This is a genomic window from Micromonospora sp. C31, from assembly GCF_018070575.1.
Classification (GTDB): domain Bacteria; phylum Actinomycetota; class Actinomycetes; order Mycobacteriales; family Micromonosporaceae; genus Micromonospora.
In genome coordinates this window covers 70,862-90,383 of the sequence record NZ_JAGPXN010000024.1, presented here as the reverse complement: position 1 = coordinate 90,383, position 19,522 = coordinate 70,862, and the positions used below count along the sequence as shown (strand labels likewise).

11 protein-coding genes and 1 pseudogene are annotated in these 19,522 nt (G+C 71.8%); 7 read left to right on the top strand and 5 right to left on the bottom strand.

Annotation, left to right across the window (positions count from 1 at the left end):
- Positions 1-104: 104 nt before the first annotated feature.
- From KBX06_RS24975 to KBX06_RS24955, 5 genes and pseudogenes are all read right to left on the bottom strand, one after another.
- Entirely contained in the window at positions 105-614 is a 510-nt protein-coding gene (locus tag KBX06_RS24975) for a hypothetical protein (RefSeq protein WP_210839252.1), read from the bottom strand.
- Between the two features lie 555 nt (positions 615-1,169).
- Positions 1,170-1,604, bottom strand: a pseudogene (locus tag KBX06_RS24970) (tyrosine-type recombinase/integrase); the annotation flags it as partial.
- Positions 1,605-1,627: 23 nt separating this feature from the next.
- The gene (locus KBX06_RS28585) at positions 1,628-3,460 is read right to left on the bottom strand and encodes a radical SAM protein (RefSeq protein ID WP_210839250.1); all 1,833 of its coding nucleotides are present in this window, start codon (positions 3,458-3,460) and stop codon (positions 1,628-1,630) included.
- Positions 3,457-4,263 (bottom strand): hypothetical protein, encoded by an 807-nt coding sequence (locus tag KBX06_RS24960; protein WP_210839248.1) that lies wholly within the window; start codon positions 4,261-4,263, stop codon positions 3,457-3,459. Before KBX06_RS24960 ends, KBX06_RS28585 begins: the two co-directional genes overlap by 4 nt.
- Before the next feature lie 27 nt (positions 4,264-4,290).
- Positions 4,291-5,739, bottom strand: coding sequence for a B12-binding domain-containing radical SAM protein (locus KBX06_RS24955; RefSeq protein WP_210839246.1), 1,449 nt, complete (start codon positions 5,737-5,739; stop codon positions 4,291-4,293).
- Positions 5,740-6,130: 391 nt separating this feature from the next.
- Between KBX06_RS24955 and KBX06_RS24950 the strand changes: the two genes are divergently transcribed.
- From KBX06_RS24950 to KBX06_RS24920, 7 genes are all read left to right on the top strand, one after another.
- On the top strand, positions 6,131-7,372 hold the full coding sequence (locus KBX06_RS24950) for an MFS transporter (RefSeq protein ID WP_210839258.1): 1,242 nt from the start codon (positions 6,131-6,133) through the stop codon (positions 7,370-7,372).
- A 104-nt stretch (positions 7,373-7,476) separates the two neighbouring features.
- Complete coding sequence (locus KBX06_RS24945; protein ID WP_210839244.1) at positions 7,477-7,725, top strand: hypothetical protein; 249 nt, start codon at positions 7,477-7,479, stop codon at positions 7,723-7,725.
- Positions 7,726-7,758: 33 nt separating this feature from the next.
- Positions 7,759-13,650: a non-ribosomal peptide synthetase gene (locus KBX06_RS24940; protein ID WP_210839242.1), complete on the top strand. Its 5,892-nt coding sequence runs from the start codon at positions 7,759-7,761 to the stop codon at positions 13,648-13,650.
- Positions 13,647-14,891, top strand: a complete 1,245-nt coding sequence (locus KBX06_RS28580) for a cytochrome P450 (RefSeq protein ID WP_210839240.1) — start codon at positions 13,647-13,649, stop codon at positions 14,889-14,891. Before KBX06_RS24940 ends, KBX06_RS28580 begins: the two co-directional genes overlap by 4 nt.
- A complete protein-coding gene (locus KBX06_RS24930; RefSeq protein WP_210839238.1) occupies positions 14,888-15,982 on the top strand; it encodes an alpha/beta fold hydrolase in 1,095 nt (364 codons plus the stop codon). The genes KBX06_RS28580 and KBX06_RS24930 overlap by 4 nt, the downstream gene beginning before the upstream one ends.
- Positions 15,979-17,763: a non-ribosomal peptide synthetase gene (locus KBX06_RS24925; protein ID WP_210839236.1), complete on the top strand. Its 1,785-nt coding sequence runs from the start codon at positions 15,979-15,981 to the stop codon at positions 17,761-17,763. The genes KBX06_RS24930 and KBX06_RS24925 overlap by 4 nt, the downstream gene beginning before the upstream one ends.
- Positions 17,760-19,499, top strand: a complete 1,740-nt coding sequence (locus tag KBX06_RS24920; RefSeq protein ID WP_210839234.1) for a class I SAM-dependent methyltransferase — start codon at positions 17,760-17,762, stop codon at positions 19,497-19,499. The genes KBX06_RS24925 and KBX06_RS24920 overlap by 4 nt, the downstream gene beginning before the upstream one ends.
- Positions 19,500-19,522: the final 23 nt, after the last annotated feature.

Here is a 19,522-nt window from a genome sequence, read left to right as displayed (position 1 = left end):
GACTCATGACCCCATCCTGGGCCGTGACCACGCCAACAGCAGTATTCAACGTTTCTCGATCCTGAACTCGCCCTGTTCGGCGGACTCGCTATGAACCGCTGGCCTCAACTCACCCTGACACACAGGGACCCCTCCAGATACGGAAAGGGCGCGACGAACGTTAGCGGCGAAGCGTCCCCGTCGGACACGGCCAGTCTGGAGCCGCAGCTCCACCAGCTGTTCCCCTCTCTAACGTCGCCTGCGCCCTGTAGCCAGGAATAGCGCTCGGCGATCTTGTTCTCGACGCTAGCGCTCCCGAGTTCGACGGCCTCCTGCCGTGGCGACGAGGCGCTGAAGTTTCCCGGCTTGAGGTTGGTGCGCTTGTCAAGGAGAAAGATCGCGAAGTACCCGCCATCGAGTGGCTTTGGCGGGATCTGCCAAGGAACCCGCCCGAGCACCAACTGGTCGCGTCCGTTGGAGACCGGTACCTTCTCGCCGAGCGCGGCCTGAGCCTCCTCGGGGCTGACGAACTGAAGTGAGGACTTGATGGACAGCGCTTCCGGGCCGTACGGCGGGTGGTTGTGCCACCAGCGCCAGCCAATGAAGGCCACCATCGCCAGGATGACCGCCAACACCAGCCCGGTCCTTCGCCACGTCATGCGCGATAGTGAACCATGCGATCACCAGACGACCAGCCATCCGTAATCTTCTTCCAACTCGAAGGCCGGCATGCGCCACCGTGGGCCAGTAACCGTGTCGCTGGCCGACCCCTTCGGGCACAGCCGGCCCCGGGAGGCGGAGCGGGCACGAGACACGACCGGGCCCATCGCCGCTACAGGCGTTTCGGGCATCACGACCGCTTGAGCACGCTCTTCCAAACTGACCGTGCCCGAGTGGATTCGTCGTGCCCGTTGCGTGCCCGTTGGCTCGTCGAGCGTGTCAGCGTCCCGGGGACCAGGTGGGGACCACACGGCCTGCGCGATGGTGCGCGGCACGACGTCGACCGCACGGCCTGATCTTGGGGATAGCCGTGCGTGACGTGCGTGGACGTGTGGCGAAGCGTCCTGGGGGTCAAGGGATCGTCGGTTCGAATCCGGCCGTCCCGACAGTACGAAAAGAGGCCGTCGACCGGGGCATAAGCCCTGGCCAGCGGCCTCTAACTCGTACTGGGGCAGTGGGGATTTGCTGATCTAGACGGCGCGTAGCTGGGGACCATCTGGGGACCGGCGAGCCTTCAGGTGGGCGCTGAGTGCCGTGCCAGCGTCGGTGATCGACTGCCGGTCGGGGTGCAGGTACCGCTGTGTCGTGCTGAGCGATCCGTGCCCGGCGATCTTGCACAACACGTGCACCGGAACCCCCGCATCGTCCATCCAGGTCAGCCCGGTGTGCCGCAGGTCGTGTCGGCGCAGATGTTCGTGGCCCAGCTTCGTCACCACCTCGTCCCAGTGCGTCGCGTCCCGCAGTAGGGCAATGCTGATCCGTCCACCACGCGGCCCGGTGAACAGTCGGGAGTGCGGCTCGGCGACCGAGTCCAGGCGGCGGGCGACGATCGGTCGCACCTCTTCGATCAGCGGTACCACGCGGGCGCGCTTTCCCTTGGTGCCCTTGCCGATCAGACCGCCGGTGAACCCGCCGAGGCGACGCCGCTTCACTGCTGGGTCGGGACGACCTGCTGGTGCAGCGCGGAGCCGAGGATGTCCGCGGCGAGGCGGTACAGGTCGGAAGCGGCCTCCCCGGTGATGGCGGAGAACTGGTGCGCGGTCTCGAATGCCGGGTGCCGCTCCAGCTTGTCGCGGTAGTCGGGCAACGGCGCGTCCGACCTCATCAGGTCCAGCCACTGGCGGGTGCCGGGATAGGGACTGTTGATGTTCAGCGCCACACACCCGTCCGGGATGCAGCCCTCGCGGTGCAGGTCGGCGATGAGCTGAAGCGTCCGTACCCGCTGCTCGTCGGTCTCGCCCAGGCCGAACTGCAGCGAGGTGCCGACCCGGACACCGGCGGCACGACACCAGCGGGCCACCCGCCGGAACTGCTCCGTCCAGTCCGTCGGCTCCGCGAGTAACCGTAGTCGCTGCACCTTCTGCACCCGTTCGGCGTCCGGCTGGGCCGACTCCACGCCGAAGTAGATGTAGCTGCATCCGGTCCGGCCCATCCGGTGCAACAGCTGCTCGTCCACGTCGTTGATGGTGGTCTGGCAGCCCCACTCGACCTGCCGGCCGGCCGCCTGGTCCGTCTCGAGCATCGCGAGCAGGTCCGACAGCCAGCGGCGGTTCTGCGTGAACGTGCTGTCGTCGAAGAACACCGCCTCGAATCCCTGGTCGCTGCGGAGGCGGATCTCCCGCAGCACGTGCGCGGGCGTACGCTGCCGGATCTTCGGCTGGTTGTAGAGGAACGCGTCCGCGGACTCGTGGCAGAACGAGCAGGAGTACTTGCAGCCGAGAGCGGCCATGACCTGAGCGGTCCGCCGGTTGTCGAAGACGGGGAAGAGGTTCTCGTGGGTGAGCCTGGTGACGTCGATGAACGGCAACTTGTTGCCGTCGATCGGCGTGCCGCTCAGCGGTATCGGCGTGATCCGCCCGGTGTCGTCGTCGACGAGGATGAGCTGCCCGACCCCGGGAAGGGCGGCGAAGCGTTCGGGACTGGCCAGCAGTCTCTTGCGCAGCGCACGGGCATCGGTGGGCAGGTCCTCGGCGATCACCATGAGCACCTCGGGCAGGGCGAAGACCGCGTCCCCGGCGAAGACCAGGTCCACGATGGCGCGTTCCCGCTCCTGGGCGAAGGTCTGCAGGGCCGCCAGCCGGGCCAGCTGCGGGGACGTCAACGAGTACGACCCGTGGACGCCGCGCTGCCGTTCGCCCATCGCCCGGACCCGCTCGGAGGTGGACCGGTAGGCGTCCGGGTTCACGGCGTCCTCGTGTTGTCCCCCGAGCAGCACGATGCTGTTCGGGGAGACCGTTTTCACCAACTCCGCGATGCGGATCGCGAAGTGGTGGCCCTCCGACAGGTTGCTGATGCCGACGACCACGGGAAGGTGCTCGGCCACGCACTCGACGAGCGCCTTCTCGAACGCGTCGCTGTAGGCCGGCGGGTTGAGCACGCCGACGACCTCCGGCACCCGGTCACGGGGAAACTCGTCGATGCGCAGCATGCGGTCGAGCAGGCAGGTGGCGTACAGCAGGGGGGTCGGCATTCCGGGAAAGGCGCCGGTGGCGTTCTCCTCGATGTGGGGGGCGCTGACGAACAGGACCGGGAAGTGCTTGAGGCGGTGCCCCTGCCGTTCCGCCTCCGGCCCGCTCGCGGTGCCCAGTCGGGCGATCAGCTGCCGCTCCCGGTCCAACTCGCGCCGCATCGCCGCGGCAGAGACGGTGCCGGGGTCCAGGCCGTCGCCCGGGTACCAGCGCCATCCCCGCTCGTGCTCGGAGAGGTCGCGCGCGATGCGCTCCGCCCGTTGCCGGCGGATGCGCTCCTCTGCACCGGTCACCGGCCGAGGACCTTCAGGACGAACGCAGCGACGTCGGCGTCCGCCAGCAGGCGGCTGCGGTCGACCGGAAACGTGGTCGCGCCGACCAGGAGATCGGCCGGGTATCCGGCGTCCTGCGTACCGGAGAGCACCACGGACCCGAGCGGCGCCGCGGCCGGCGGCTGGACGGCCGACAGCGACGACGCGGCGAGGAACGCGAGGTAGGCGGCGAACCGGTCGGCGAGTTGCCGTTGCATGGCGGCGGGCACGGGCATCGTGCGGCAGGCGGCGGCGAGCGTCGTACGGTAGGCGTCTTCCAGGCTGGTCAGGACCGGCAGCAGCGCGTGGCCCGTTGTCGCGGGCTCCGTGTCGCGGGCCGCGACGGGGGCGAGGGCCGTCGCCAACTCCTCCGGCCCGAGGTGGGCGGCGAGGGAGTCGACCGCCTGCCGGTACTCGCCGCGGGCGATCCGGCTGTCCACGAGGACCGGGTCCACCGTGACGAGGCTCGGGTCGGCCGCACGGGACCCGCGGATCGCGGCCGCGAGTTGGGCGGCGAGCGGTGCGGCGGAGCAGTGTCCCAGGACACCGACGACGGGCGGCCCGTCCGCGAGGGCGCCGGCCAACCACGGCTCGATGTAGGCGCCGGGCTCCGTCACCTCGGTGACGGTCGTCGCCGGCGGTACCGCCTCGAGCACCCGGTACCCGGTCAGGTGCGGGGCGAGCTCCGCGAAGCCGGGGTCGCCGCGTCGCGCCTCGAACGCGACGGTGAGGATCACGCCCGCGCTGCCGTCGGCCAGCAGGCGCCAGGGGGAAGGTGTCATCATGCTCCCGTCCGGTAGGGCCGCGAGACGCTACACATGGGCATCCGCCCAGAAACCGCCATACTTCGACAGGTCGCCGACCGGCGACGCGCCATTGAAGTACGGCCGTTTGCCCATGGCCTCGGCGAATGTTTCCAGCCCGTCCAGGAATACCTGGTAGATCTGGTCCGGAGTGGCCTTGTCGGTGGCATAGACCGGCGGTAGGTCCTCGTGGTAAAGGCTGAAGTCGCGATGCAGGATTTTCATTCCGAAGCGCTCGGGATGTTGGAACATGGTGCTTCCGGGATAGGGTACGAGGCCGAACAGGTAGGTCGCCTGCAGCAGATCCTCGTGGATCAGTCCGCTGATCCAGTCGATGCTGCGGGCCATGTCGTCCGTAGTCTGGTCGGGAAAGCCGTTGACCGTGAACGCGCACGTTGCCAGCCCCGCGTCCCGGACTCGTTTCAACGTCTCGGTGGTCGCGTTCAGGTTCATGTGGTGTTTGTGCGTGTGATGCGTGTCCTGCGACCCGGTCTCGAGCCCGATCTCAATCCACTGGCAGCCGCTGCTCTTCAGTTTGCGCAGGACGCGCTCGTCGGTGAGGCAGTTGAGCCGCGTCTGGCAGTCGTATTGGATGTCGCCCTCCCGGGCGAGCGCGTCGAGCAGTTCGAGCGTCCGTTCCGGGTGCAGGGTGAACGTCTCGTCGCCCCAGTAGATGCTGTGGTGGGCGCCGTAGTGGGCGCGGTACGCCCGGATCTCCCGCAGCACCCGCTCGATCGGGAAGTATCCGGGGCGGCGGCCGATGGTCTGGATGGTGCAGAACGTGCACTGGTACGGGCAGCCGAGCGCGTAGACCTGGCGCAGGTAACGGATGTCCTCGCCGCTGCTGCGGGGGAACAGGTCGATCTTCGGAAACGGCAGGTCGGCGGGGGCGACGTCGGGGTAGCGGGTTGCGGTCCGCCGGGTGGTGCCGTCTTCGCGCTGGTAGACCAGGTTGCCCACGGGCGTCGGCTCCTGCCCGTCGCGCAGTGCGTCGAGCAGTGCGGGCAGGGCGCGCTCCCCACGGTCGACCACGACGTAGTCCACGCTCGGGTGGGCGGCGACCTCGTCGGCCAGCGGGGTCGCGGCCACCCCGCCGTAGACGATGATGGACCTGGGGTGGATCTGCTTGATGACGGTGGAGATCTCGTACGCGTAGCAGAGGTTCACCGTCATCGGGGAGAAGAGGTAGACGTCGGCCGGACTGCTGCGGGCCGCCTCCTCGATGGCGTCCTTCGCCAGGCGACCCGGCTCGATGAAGGTGCCCGGATCGGTGTAGAGGTCGAGGACTCCCATGTCGGAGTAGCCGTGCGCGTCCAGCACCCCGCCGAGCCAGAGCATCCAGTGCGGCAGTTCCCACATGTTGCGTTTCATGTGGCGCAGGCCCGGGTGAACCGAGTGGTATTGGACGTCGAAATTCCGCCAGAACAACTTCCGTTGCGGCACCGGCACGGTGGACATTGGTGTGTGAACGAATGATACCCGCATTTCCGCCCGTCAGGATTATGGACATTCCATGATGGTTTCAGCGGTTACCGCTGCGGCGACAGATATCCATGGCCGAGATAAATGCCCCCGTTGAGCCATGCCAAGCTCGCGTTACCGTATGAGCGAGCCTTGAGACTGTATGTCAGCCATTCACGGCTGTCAACATTATGATCTTGCGTCTACCGATTTGGCGTCGACCTTGACCGACGTGGAGATGCCATGATGGACTATTCGAGTCCGGTTTGGGGGGCCGCTTGTGTCTGATGATGATCCAGTAAGCGCTTCGGATGCGGCTGCCCGAGTCGAAGGAGATGCAGCCTCGCCGAACGGCCGCCCGGCCGGTGCCGCGGCTCCCGGCACCTCTCTGTGGCGCAATCCGAACTATCGCACCTTCCTGGGGATACAGACGCTCTCCGCCGTCGGTGACTCGTTCTCCTACGTGGCGATACCACTGCTCGTCCTGCAGGTCACCGGCTCGCTGGTCCAGATGGGAATCGTCACCGGGCTGACCGGCGTCGCCTCCATCACCACGGGGCTCTTCGCCGGGGTGGTCGTCGACCGCTTCGACCGCAGGACCCTCCTGATGATCTGCGACGGAGCCCGCTGCGTGCTCTACGGAGCCGTCGCGGTCGTCTTCCTCGTCGCCGAGCCGTCCTGGCTGATCTACCTCGTCGTGCCCCTGGCCGGCGTCTTCTCGATGATCTTCCAGGTCACCTACGTGGCCGTGGTGCCCGCCATCGTCGCGGCAGACCAGATCACCAGGGCCAACGGCCACCTCTACGCCACGTACGCGGTCGCGAGCGTCGCCGGCCCGGCGCTCGCCGGCATGGTGGCCGCCGCCTTCGGTCCCGCTGCCGCCATCGGCCTCGACGCCGTCACCTTCGCCGTCGCCGCCGTCGGCGTGCTGTTCATCAGGCTCGCGGCGGGGCGGCCGGACGCCGCCCGGCCGGCCGTCGTGGGCGCCGGCAACGTCCGCAACGAGTTCCTGGCGGGTGCGCGCTTCCTCTGGAACCATCCGCTGTTGCGTCAGCTCACGCTGCTGCTGTCGCTGCTGACGTTCCTGACCTACGGGCTCACCGACGCCGTCATCTTCCGGCTGAAGGACGAACTCGGGCAACCGGACACGGTGGTCGGCTACGTCCTGACCGCCGGGACGGTGGGCACCTTCGTGGCGTCGTTCGTGGTGGCCCGGGTCCGCGGGCGGCTGGGCTTCGGCCCCAGCTGGATAGGCGCCTTCAGCCTGGCCGGCCTCGCCGTCGCCGGAATGGGGCTGGCACGCAGCGTGCCCGCGCTCGCGGTGCTGATGGCGGTCATGCTGCTGGGCACCGGGGTGGCGGGCATCTGCTCGATGTCGTTGCGCCAGGAGATCACTCCGGGTCACCTGCTGGGGCGGGTGACCGCCGCCTTCTGGACGATCCACTCCGCGCTGGGACCGCTCGGCGCGGGCGCGATCACCGCCGTCGCCGCCGGGGTCGGCGTCACCCCGGTGCTCCTCGCGGTGGGTACGGCCATGGTCGCCATCGCGCTGTCCGGGGCGTTCAGCAGCATCGGGCGCGCCGGGGCGACGCCGGCCGCCGAGAGAGCCCTGGAGGGCGCGCGTTCGTAGGGGCCGATCATCCGGTGCGGGAGAGGGGAAACGATGGTGGACATGGATTCCGGCGGGACGCCGGCACCCGGCCTGCGGCGCCGGTCCGGGCGGGAGGTCGCGCGATGATCCCGTACTACCGCGGGCACCTGCTGGCCGAGCTGCGCCGCTTCCCCGGCTGGGTCGAGCCGGAAGGACTCGGCCTGACCGACGAGACGGTGGTCTACGTACGCCAGGACCTGTCCGTCGTGCTGCACCCGGTGCAGGACGACGAGAGCGTGCTGTGGGACGCGGACACCCCGCGGTGGCGGACGTTCTGCGAGTCCGAGCTCCGCTTCGAGGTGCCCGCCGAGTTGCGGGCCGACGCGGGCTGACGGCACGGCGTGGACCGGCAGAGGGGAGCGACCGTGCGTGAGCTGACCCAGCGGATCCAGAGCCTCACGCCCGAGCAACGTGGTGCGTTGGCTGAGCGGCTGCGCGATCGGGGGAGGGTCGGCCCGCTGGCCCTGTACGGCGGAGCCGCCGAGGGCGACGCCCCGGTGTCGTCGGCGCAGCGCCGCATCCTCTTCCTGCACCGGCTGCGGCCGGACAGCGCGTTCTACACCAGTGTCAACCCGTTCCACCTGGCCGGACCGCTGCGGGTCGGTGTGCTGCGGCGCTGCCTGCTCGAGATCGTGTCCCGGCACGAGATCCTGCGGACGACCTTTCCCGTCTTGGACGGGGTGGCCTACCAGCGGGTCCGGCCGACCCTCGAACCGGCGCTGCCCGTGATCGATCTGCGGGGCCTGAAGCCGGACGTCGCGCAGCGGGAGAGCGACCGGCTCGCGTCGATCGAGCGGCGCCGCCCGTTCGACCTGGGCGTCGACCCCCCGATGCGGACCAGCCTCGTCCTCCTCGCGGAGCACGAGTCGGTCCTTCTCGTCACGTTCCACCACGTCGCGGTCGACGGCTGGTCGCTCAGCGTGCTCGGGCGCGAGCTGGACCAGCTGTACCGCGCCTTCGCCGCCGGGCGACCCAGCCCGCTGAGCCCGCTCCCGGTGCAGTACGCCGGGTACAGCCGGTGGCAGGCGGACTGGGAGAACAGCGGGGAGGCGCGGGAGCAGCTCGCCTTCTGGCAGGACCAGCTCAGCGGCGCACCCGAGGCCCTGACGCTGTACACCGACCGGCCACGCCCGGCCGTGCAGAGCCATCGCGGCGCGACCCACCGGTTCGCGCTCGGCGCCGACCTCACGCGGGCGGTGGCCGAGCTGAGCCGCCGCTCCGGGGGCACCGCGCACATGACCCTGCTGGCCGCCCTCGGTGCCGTCCTGCACCGGTGGAGCGGCCAGGACGACATCGTCATCGGTGGCGCGGTGGCGAACCGCCGGCACCCGGAACTGCACGACCTGATCGGCTTCTTCGCCAACTCCGTCCTGTTCCGGATCCGCCCCCGTGGCGGGCAGACCTTCGACGAACTCCTGCGCCACGTACGCGACACGTGCCTGGCGGCGTACGCCCACCAGGACGTCTCCGTCGACCTCATCGCCCAGCGGCTGTTCCCCGAGCGTGACCTCGGCCGTAACCCGCTCTACCAGGTCAACTTCACGCTGCACAACACGCCGCCGCTGGCCGCGTCGCTCTCCGACCTCACGGTGACGCTGCTGGAGACGGGCACCGAGTCGGCCCGCTTCGACCTGGACGTCAACGTCTGGGAGTCCGACCAGGGGCTGGAATGCCTGATCGACTACTCCACCGACCTGTTTGACGAAGCCACCGTCGCCCGGCTGGCCACCTCGTTCCGCGAGCTGTTGGCGGCGGCCACCGCCGATCCGGGTCGGCGGCTGGCCGGGTTGCCGGTCATGTCGGGGGAGGAGCTGCACCGGATCCTGTCCGAGTGGAACGACACCGCCGCGCCGGGCGTCGACGCGCCACTGCACGAGCTGGTGGAGCGGCAGGCCGAACGGAGCCCGGACGCGCCCGCGGTGTGCTGCGCCGGGAGCGTGCTCACCTACCGCGAACTGGTGCGGTGGGCGAACCGGCTCGCCCACCACCTGTGGGACGCCGGCGCCCGGCCCGGCGGCACGGTGGCGGTGCTGTTGTCGCACGCGCCGGACACGGTAGCCGTGCTGCTGGCGATCATGAAGACCGGCGCGGCATACCTCCCGCTCGATCCGCGGCAGCCGCCACTGCGGACCGGCGCCATGCTCGCCGACAGCGGCAGCGCCCTGCTCGTCGTGCCCGACGGCGTGCCGGAGGGGGTGGACCGCTCCGCCCTGCGGGTGGTGAGACTGGAGGCCGAACGCGCGTCGATCGCGGCGCGGCCGACGGAGCCCCTCCCGGTACCGGTGTCGGCCGACCACCTGCTCTACCTGATGTACACCTCCGGCTCGACCGGCCGACCCAAGGCCGCCCTGCTCACCCACCGCAACGTGGTGAACTATCTGCGGTGGGCCGCCCGGTACTACACCGTCTCAGCGGGGACCGGGGTGGCGGTGCACTCGCCGCTGGCCTTCGACCTGGCGGTGACCAGCCTGTTCGCGCCGCTGCTCGCCGGCCAGCAACTGCTCCTCGCCGCTGCCGGGCGCGAGGTGCCCGGAGCGGAACTGCGTTCCCTGCTCGACGAGGCCGACGATCTGAGCTTCGTCAAACTGACCCCGTCCCATCTACGTCTCCTGGTCGAGTCCGCGGCGGACGACGCACCGGCCCTGCCGTGCCGGACGGTCATCCTCGGCGGCGAAGGGCTGCGCGGGGAGGCGGTGGCCGGGCTGCGTCGTGGTCAGCCCGAGGTCCGGCTGGTCAATGAGTACGGCCCGACCGAGACGGCCGTGGCCTGCACCGCGTACGACGGTGACCAGGTCACGCCGTACGGCCGGGTGCCGATCGGCACGCCGATCAGCAACGCGCGCGTCTACGTTCTGGACGCCGCCCTGCGCCCCACCCCGATCGGCGTGCCCGGCGAATTGTACGTCGGTGGTGCCGGGGTCGGTCTGGGCTACTGGCGCCGGGGCGCGCTCACCGCGGCGGCCTTCGTACCGGACCCGTTCGGCCCCGAGCCGGGCGGCCGGCTCTACCGCACCGGCGACATCGCGCGGTACCTGCCCGACGGCTGTCTCGAATATCTGGGCCGCCGCGACGAGCAGGTCAAGGTGCGCGGCCACCGGATCGAGTGCGGGGAGATCGAGGCCGTCCTGGACAGTCACCCCGCGGTGCGCTCCAGCGCTGCGGAACTGGTCCGCCGCGACACCGGTGACGAGCAGATCGTGGCCTTCGTCTGCCTGGAGGGCCAGCAGACGCGGGACGGCGGGTGGGACCGTGACCGCGTCCGGGAGTGGCGGGAGCTCTACGAGGACACCTACCGCGACCTCGACGGCGACCAGGACCCCTTCTTCAACCTCGCCGGCTGGCTGAGCAGCTACTCCGGGCGGCCCCTCGACCCCGCCGAGATGCGGGCCTGGCTGGACGACGCCGCCGGGCGCATCCGGGGGCTGCGCCCGAGTCGGGTGCTCGAGATCGGCTGTGGCACCGGCATGATCCTCGGCCGGGTGGCCCCGACATGCGAGTCCTACCAGGCGACGGACAACTCGCCCGCCGCCGTGGAGTACGTCCGGCGTGCCCTGCGCGACGTGGGCGGCGCGTGGTCCGACCGGGTCGAGACCTGGGCCGCGCCGGCCCACGAGAGTCTTCGGGCCGACGCGGCGAGCGCACCGCCGGACACCGTCGTCATGAACTCGGTGGTGCAGTACTTTCCGTCCGTCGAGTACCTGCTGCGGGTGCTGCGCCAGGCCGTCGACGTGCTGCCCGACGGCGGCCACGTCTTCCTCGGTGACCTGCGCAGCCTGCCGTTGTCGGAGCTGTTCCACACGTCGGTGGAGGTGCACAGGGCCCCGGTCGGGCTGCGCCTGGGCGAGCTGCGCCAGCGGGTCCGGCGCGCCGTCGCCCACGAGCCGGAGCTGTGCCTGGATCCCGCACTGTTCCGGGAGATCGGCGCGCGGTGGCCGAGGATCGCGCGGGTCCGGGTGCTGCCCAAGCGCGGCCGTCAGGACAACGAACTGGTCACCTTCCGGTACGACGTCATTCTCACCGTCGGTACGCCCGTCGCCGCGGAGGAACCCCCGACCCACGACTGGGGACCCGATCGCCGTACCCCCGCCGACCTGCTCCGCCTGCTCGACGCCGAGCGGCTCGACGCCGTGCGCCTGGCCGCCGTCCCGAACGCGCGCCTGTCCTGGGCCCGCCGCCTCAAGCGGTCGATGGACGAGCGGGATTCCGCCTCCTCCGCCGGTGAACTCGTGGCCTGCGCCACCGGTCTGCCGGCGGAGGGGACCGCCCCGGAGGACTGGTGGGAGCTGGCCGGCGACGGATCCGTCGACGTCGAGTTGAGCTGGGCGGCCGGACACGCCGAGGGCGCGTACGACGTCGTCCTGCGCCGTCGCGGGCCGATCGGGGCGCCCGGCCGGCCCGTCCACCGCCCGCCCGAGGAGTCCTGGGACGCCCGGCCGTACGCCAACGATCCGCTCTGGAGCCGGGCCTGCGCGGCGGCGATCCCGGAACTCGCCGGGTACGCGCGCGAGCGGCTGCCCGAACCCGCGCTGCCGGCGCGCTACCTGCCCGTCACCGAGCTGCCGCTGAACTCGAACGGGAAGGTCGACCGCGCCCAGCTGCGCCGCATGGCGGCGAACCCGGCGGTGCTGGAGAACGTCTGGGCGGCCCCCGCACGACCGCTGACCGAAACCGAGCGGGTCGTCGCCGACATCTGGCGCGCGCTGCTGGGCTGCGACGACGTCGGGCCGGAGGACGACTTCTTCGGGCTCGGCGGCCACTCCCTGCTCACCCTGCAGGTGGTGTTCAAGCTGCGCGGGCTGCTCGGCGTGGACGTGCCGGTACGGGCGCCGTTCGACCACCGGACCCTGGCCGACCTGGCGAGCTACCTCGACGGCCTGTCCGCCGCCGGAGACGACCTCCCGGCGTTGGTCGCGGTCGATCGGCGCGACCCGCTGCCCGCGTCCTTCGCTCAGGAGCGCCTGTGGTTCATGGCGCAGCTGCGTCCCGGCGACCACCAGTACAACGTCCCGGTATTCGACCGGATCGCGGGCCCGCTGGACGTCCGGGCCCTCGACGGGACCGTGGACGCGGTGGTCGCCCGGCACGAGGTGCTCCGTACCGTCATCGTGGCCGACGACGACGGCGTGCCCCGGCAGCGGATCCTGCCCGCCGCGCCGGTGCCGATGCCGCTGGTCGACCTGACCGCGCTGCCGGCCGGGCACCGCGAGGCCGAACTGCGGCGGCTGGTCGACCGGGAGTACCACCGTCCGTTCGACCTCGAGACCGGCCCGGTGCTGCGGGCACAGGTGGTCCGGCTCGGCGACGAGGACCACGCGTGGCTGTTGTCGATGCACCACATCGTCCACGACGGCTGGTCCTTCGGGCTGCTCACGGCCGAGCTGGCGGAGACCTACGCCGGCCTGGTGGCGGGGCGCCCACCCGATCCGACGCCGCCGACCCCGCAGTACGCCGACTATGCCGTCTGGCAGCGGCGGTCGTACGGCGACGGGCACCTCGCCGCCCAGCTGGACTTCTGGACCCGACGACTCACCGGCGTCCGCGAGCTGTTCCCGCGCCCGGCGGAGCGACCGGATCCGCCCGACGCGCGGCCCGCCGGGCGCAGCGTTCCGGTTCGGCTGTCGCCGTCGGTCAGCCGCGGCGTGCGGAGCCTCGGTCAGGCGACCGGTGCCACGCCCTTCATGGTGCTGCTGGCCGCGCTGGCGGCGACCCTGCACGCCCTCACCGGTCAGGACGACGTCGCCGTCGGCACGGACGTGGCCAACCGGTCGATGCCGGAGACCGAGACCATGCTCGGCTTCTTCGTCAACCAGATCGTGCTGCGGATGGACACCGGGGGCGACCCCACCTGGCGGCAGCTGCTCGACCGGGCCCGCACCACCGTGCTGGACGGACTGCGTCACCACCAGGTGCCGTTCGAACGGGTCGTGCAGGCGCTGAGGCCGCGCCGCTCCGGCCGGCGCACCCCCCTCTTCCAGGTGAAGCTGGTGTTGAACAACACGCCGCGCCGACCGGCGACGCTGCCCGGCCTCGACGTCACCGAGGTGCCGGTCGCCTCCGACGCCGTGCGTTTCGACCTCGCGCTCGTCCTGCAGGACGAGCCCGGTGCGATGACGGGATTCCTGGAGTACGACACGACGCTCTTCGACGAGACGACCGTCGACCGGGTGATCGCTGACTTCACCGCGGCGCTGGACGCGATGATCCTCGACCTCGGCGGACCGGCCGGGACCATGCGGCAGCGGGCTGAGCGGCCGTGACGCCCGAACCCACCGACCGGGAGCTCGCGGAGCCCGATCTCACCGACCCGGCGACCTACCGCCGGACCGACTACCTGGCGCTTTGGCGGGCGGTCCGCCGCCACCGTCCGATCGCCAGACTCGACTCGCCCCGGTACGGCCCGTTCTGGTCGGTGACCACCCACGACCTGGCCTGCCAGGTGCTGGAGGATCCCGTCCGGTTCACCTCGACGCGCGGGATGCGACTGGGCGCGGACGAGGCCGCGGTGGGGGCCGCGGCCGGCCGGATGCTCGTCGTCGCCGACGGCGCGGAGCACGCCCGGCTGCGCGCGGCGCACGCGCCCTGGTTCCGGTCGAACGAGGTGGCGGCGATGCGGGACGCGCTGCGCCGGCGGCTCGAGACCGAGCTGGAACCGATGGTGACGGGCGAACCGGTGGAAATCGTGCAGCGCCTCGCCAGCGCGGTGCCCACCTGGGTGGTGGGGCGGATGCTCGGCACCGACGACGCGGACACCGCCCGGCTCGCCGCCCTCGTCCGCACGGCCTTCGCCGAGGAGACCGACCCGGCGGAGCACACCTCGCGCCGCGCCGCCAGCGCACACGTCTTCGGCTACTTCGCCGACCTGCTGGAGAACCGGCGGGCGGATCCGCGCGCGGACGTGGTCAGCGCGCTGGCGCACGAACCGGACCCGGAGCGGCGGCTCACCGACGAAGAGATCCTGCTCAGCTGCGACGGTCTGGTCAACGGCGGGCTGGGTACGTCCCGACACGCCGTCTCCGGCACCCTGCTGGCCTTCGCCCGGCATCCCGACCAGTGGCTGCGGCTGCGGCGGGACGCCTCGCTCCTCCCGTCGGCCGTCGAGGAGGTGCTCCGCTGGGCGTCACCACCGATGCACCTCATGCGCACGGCGACGCGCGAGGTGGAACTGGGTGGTGCCCGCATCGGCGCCGGCGACCGCGTCGTGCTGTGGATCCCGTCCTGCAACCGCGACGAGTCGGTCTTCGCCGAACCGGACGCCTTCCGGATCGACCGGCGGCCGAACCGGCACCTCAGCCTCGGCGCGGGACCGCACTACTGCGTCGGGGCGTCGGTCGGCCGAATGGAGGTGCGCGTGCTGTTGCAGGTGCTGCTCGCCAGGGTGGACCGGATCGAGCTGCGCGCGGAGCCGGTACGCAGCGCCTCGACGTTCCTGCACGGCCTCGACCGGCTCGAGGTCGTTCTCCTGCCCATCCATCGTGCTGACAGGGAGGTGACGGTGTGACCGCCGCGAGGAGTGTCCCGCGCGACAGCGTGGAACTGGAGGTGACGCGGATCTACGAGGACCTGCTCGGCCTGGACGGGGTCGACGTCCACGCCGACTTCTTCACGCTCGGCGGGCACTCGCTGCTGGCCGTCCAGCTGCTCGCCCGGATCAAGAAGACATTCGGGACGGTGGTGCCGGTCTCCGTGCTGTTCGAGCACGCCGACGAGGAGGCCGCCAGCGTCTCGGTGCTCAGCGGTCTGGTTCGGCGCGGCCTCGGCGGCCGGCAGCCGGACTCCCCGGCGGGCCCGGTGACGCTGCGGCGGGGCGGCGGCGGCCCGGTGTTCTGCGTGCATCCGGCCGGCGGCGACCTCATGGCCTTCCGCGAGTTGGTGCGGCTGCTGCCGCCCGAGCGGCCCGTCTACGGGCTGCCGGCGCCGCCAGCGGACACCGATCCGTACGAGCCGGAGCTGTCCGACATCGCCGAACACCATCTCGCCCGGCTCACCGAGGCGCAGCCGGTCGGGCCGTACTCGCTGATCGGCTGGTCCATGGGCGGGGTGCTCGCGGCCGAGATGGCCGGGCGGCTGCGCGCGGCCGGCGCGCGCGTCGATCTGTTGGCGCTGGTGGACAGCTACCCGGCCGAGGAGGCCGAGGCGCCGGGGGAGAGCGAGATCCTGTCGGCGTTCGCCACCCACCTGGGCGGCGTCCTGAGCCGGCCCTTCGCCGTGCCGGCCGACGACCTGCGAGCGCTCTCCTTCGGCGACGGCCTCGCCCGGGTCCTCGCCGCGGCCCGCGCCGCGGGTGCCCTACCGCCCGGCACCGACATCACCGAACTGCTGACCTGGCTGACGCTCTTCCGCGCGCACGACCGGGCCCGGCGCCGCCACCGCGCCGTCCGGCCGGTGGAGGAACTCCTGTTGGTCTTCGCGTCGGACGCCGACCCGCTGAGACGGGACCGGGCCGCCGACAGCTGGCAGCGGATCACCGAGCGTCCGGTGCGGCGGCACCTCGTCCCGGGCAACCACTACTCGATGCTGACCGAACCGCACGTCAGGGAGTTGGCCACGATCCTCACCGACGCCCTGCGAGCACCGGCGGGGCGGTCATGACCGTCCTGCGCCTGTTCGACGACCGCTGCCGGGCCGTGCCGGACGCCCCCGCCGTGGAGTACCACGGACAGGCCCTCACCTACGCGGCGCTGGACGCGGCGGCGTCCCGGCTCGCGCAGCGGCTGCTGCGCCTCGGCGTGACCGGCCGCATCGTCGGTGTCTCCGTCGACCGTTCCGTCAATCTGCCCGTCGCCGTGCTGGCCGTTCTGCGGGCCGGCGCGGCGTATCTGCCGCTGGACCCGGCCTACCCGCCGGCACGCCTCGCGTTCATGCTGCGCGACAGTGACGTACGGGTGCTGCTGACCCAGCCCGACATCGCCGAGCGTCTGCCGTCGCGGGCCGGCGTCCGTACGGTGTGGTTGGACGAGGAGCCGTCGGGCGGTGCGCGGCCTGGGCAGCCGTGGCCCGTGGTCACCGACGAAGAGCTGGCGTACGTCATGTACACCTCCGGCTCCACCGGTGTCCCCAAGGGCGTGGCGATGCCGCACGGCCCGCTGACCAACCTCATCGAGTGGCAGCGCGGGGCGTCGGGCTGTGCGGAGGGTTCCCGCACGTTGCAGTTCTCCGCGTTCAGCTTCGACGCGTCCTTCCAGGAGATGTTCAGCACCTGGGCCGCCGGTGGCTGCCTGGTGCTGGTGGACGAGGACGTGCGGCGTGACCCGCACCGCCTGCTGCGTTTCGTCGACGAGTACCGGATCAACCGGATCTTCATGCCGTTCGTCGCGCTCCAGGCGCTGGCGGGCGCGGCCACCGGGCAGCAACGATTCCCCCAGGCGGTCCGGGAGGTCCTCACCGCCGGGGAACAGCTGTATGTCACGCCGGCGCTGCGGCGCTTCTTCGCAGCGCTGCCGGCGGCCACGCTGGTAAACCAGTACGGTCCCTCGGAGACGCACATCGTGACGTCGATCCAGCTCGGGCGCGACCCGGGCGAGTGGCCCGAGCTGCCGTCGATCGGCGCCGCGATCGACGGCGCTGGCATCGTGGTGCTCGACGACCGCGGGCTGCCCCTGCCGGTCGGCGCGACCGGGGAGATCGCCATCGGCGGGCGGGTGCTGGCCCGTGGCTATCTGCACCGCCCGGCGTTGACGGCGGAACGCTTCGTGCCCGATCCGCACGGTGCCGCCGGCGGGCGGCTGTACCTGACCGGGGACCGCGGGCGCCTCGACGTGGACGGAGCCGTCACGTTCCTCGGCCGCGACGACGGCCAGGTGAAGATCCGTGGCCATCGGGTCGAGCTGGGTGAGGTGGAGGTCGCGGTGAAGGCCGTGCCCGGCCTCGCCGACGCCGTGGTGGTCGCGCACGGCCGCCCGGGCGCCGAACGCAGGCTGGTGGCCTACGCCGTCGCCGGTCCGGGCGGGTGGCCCGCCGACGTTCGCGGGCAGCTGACGTCGGCCTTGCCGGCGCACATGGTGCCGGTGGCGGTCGTGCCGGTCGACGGGTTTCCGACGACGCCGAGCGGCAAGGTCGACCGGGCCGCGCTGGCCGCCCGGGAGTTGGTGCTCAGCGGCACCGGTGCGGCGACTGCCGACGGGTCGGTCGAGGACGCGGTCCGCCGCCTGTGGGAGGACGTCCTCGACGCCGTCAACGTGGGCCCGGACGACAACTTCTTCCAGCTGGGTGGTACGTCCCTGCTCGCGGCGGTGCTCACCAACCGGCTCAACGAGGAGTTCGGCATCCAGGCGGAGCTGGAGACCTTCCTGCGGAACCCGACCGTGGCGAAGCTGAGCGCCTGGATCGGGGCGCAGCCGATGGCGCCCGCGGCCGGCGGGAGTGACCGGTGAAGCCGCTCTGGACGGCCCCGATGGCCATGCCGGTGCGCACGCTCGCGTGGCGGCGCGACGACGTGCTGGAGGTGTCCTACCACGGCGGACGCGCTCTCCTCGGCACCGACGGCTCGCCGGCCGCCGCCGGGTCGTCCGGTGCCCCGCCCGCCGGGGATCCGGCGTGGTGCGAGCTGGTCGCCGACGGCGCGCGGCTCACCCTGCTGCTGGACGGCACGCCGCTCTGTGCCGCCACCCTCGACGGCCCGATCACCGCCGTCACCGCGGGCGCCGACGGCACGAAGGTCTTCGCCGGCACCACGGCCGGTACCGTGCACGCGCTGCGGCCGTCGCTGACGGCCTCCCAGGCCGCGACTCTCCTGGACGCGGAGCGTCGGCTGCTCGGCACGGTCGACGCGGGCACCCTCGATCGCGCCGCCCGGCTCTACGCCGCCACCGCCGGCCCGTCCTTCGCCGTGCACCGGATACGCCATCTGCAACGCGTCGGCGCGGCCGGCGCCGGGGAGGGCGACGCGGCGGTCGTGGCGGTGGCCCGGGCGGCCGGGGCGGCCCTGCACGGCCACTCGTCCGCCGCGTACGAGGTGGGCCGCGCACTGCGCGACCGGGGCGAGCCGGGCGAGGCGGTCGCCTACTTCCAGGCGGCCACCGCGTCCGCGCGGCTCAGGGCCTCCGCCTGGTACGCCGCCGCGGAGTGCTTCCAGCAGGTCGGCGCCCCGGCCGCGGCGGCGATCGCGTTCCAGCAGGCGTCGCTCGGCGGTCCCGGCGAGGAGGAGCTCCGACAGCTCTACCACCAGGCCCGGCGCCTGCAGGAGCAGGGCCGCCCCGGCGAGGCCGCCGACTGCTTCGAGGTCCTGCTGGCCTGGGACGTCAGCTACCTCGACGCGCAGGCGCGGCACGCCGCCTGCCGTGCGGTGCCCGCCCCGGCCGAGGCACCCGGGTCGGCTCGGCGCACGCCGGGACCGGCGGCGCTGGTCGGGGAACTCGCCGACCGTGGGTTGCTCGACACCGACGCGACCCGGCTGGACGCCTACGACGCCACGTTCTACCTCCAGTTCGAGAACACCGGGGTGACGGACACCGCGAAGAAGCAGCTCGAGTCGGTCGAGCTGCTGCACGCCCTCGGTCCCGTCGACCGTTACCGCACGTCGCTCGACGTGGGCAGCGGCACCATGCGCTACCCCCAGGTGCTCAGCCGGTACGGCGTCCGGTCGTTCGGCGTCGACCTGAGCGACGCCGGCGTACGGACCTGTGTCGACGGGCGGTGGCAGCGGCGGTTCGCGGTCGCCGACGGGACCTTCCTGCCGTTCCGGACCGGGTCCTTCGACCTGGTCAGCTGCATGATGGGCACCATCAATCACCTCTCGGCCGCGCAGCGCGGGCGGTTCTTCGCCGAGGCCCGGCGGACCCTGCGCCCCGGGGGCCGGCTGGTGGTGAGCGCGTGGAACCCCGACTGCCGGTTCCAGACGTTCCTGTCCTTCTACTCGCCCCGGGAGGTGGCCGAACTGCGCGGGCGGCTCACGCCGCCGGGGACCCTGGCGGGGGAGTGCGCCCGGTCAGGGTTCCGCGACGTCACGACCAAGAGCTTCTGCACGTTCCCGGACTGGCTGATCGCCGGCTCCAGTGTCTCCGGCACGGGCGCGGTGCACCTCTCCCGGCTGGTCGACCTGGACGCGGAGCGCACCGGCAGGGACCCCGCGGCACCGAGTCAGATGTTCATGCTCTGCGCGCGGCTGTAGCGCGGCCTCGCGTCGGAGGACCT

Coding starts and splice junctions, on each gene's coding strand:
- KBX06_RS24960 (WP_210839248.1), bottom strand. CDS start 4,263: ATGATGACACCTTCCCCCTGGCGCCTGCTGGCCGACGGCAGCGCGGGC.
- KBX06_RS24955 (WP_210839246.1), bottom strand. CDS start 5,739: ATGTCCACCGTGCCGGTGCCGCAACGGAAGTTGTTCTGGCGGAATTTC.
- KBX06_RS24945 (WP_210839244.1), top strand. CDS start 7,477: ATGATCCCGTACTACCGCGGGCACCTGCTGGCCGAGCTGCGCCGCTTC.
- KBX06_RS24925 (WP_210839236.1), top strand. CDS start 15,979: ATGACCGTCCTGCGCCTGTTCGACGACCGCTGCCGGGCCGTGCCGGAC.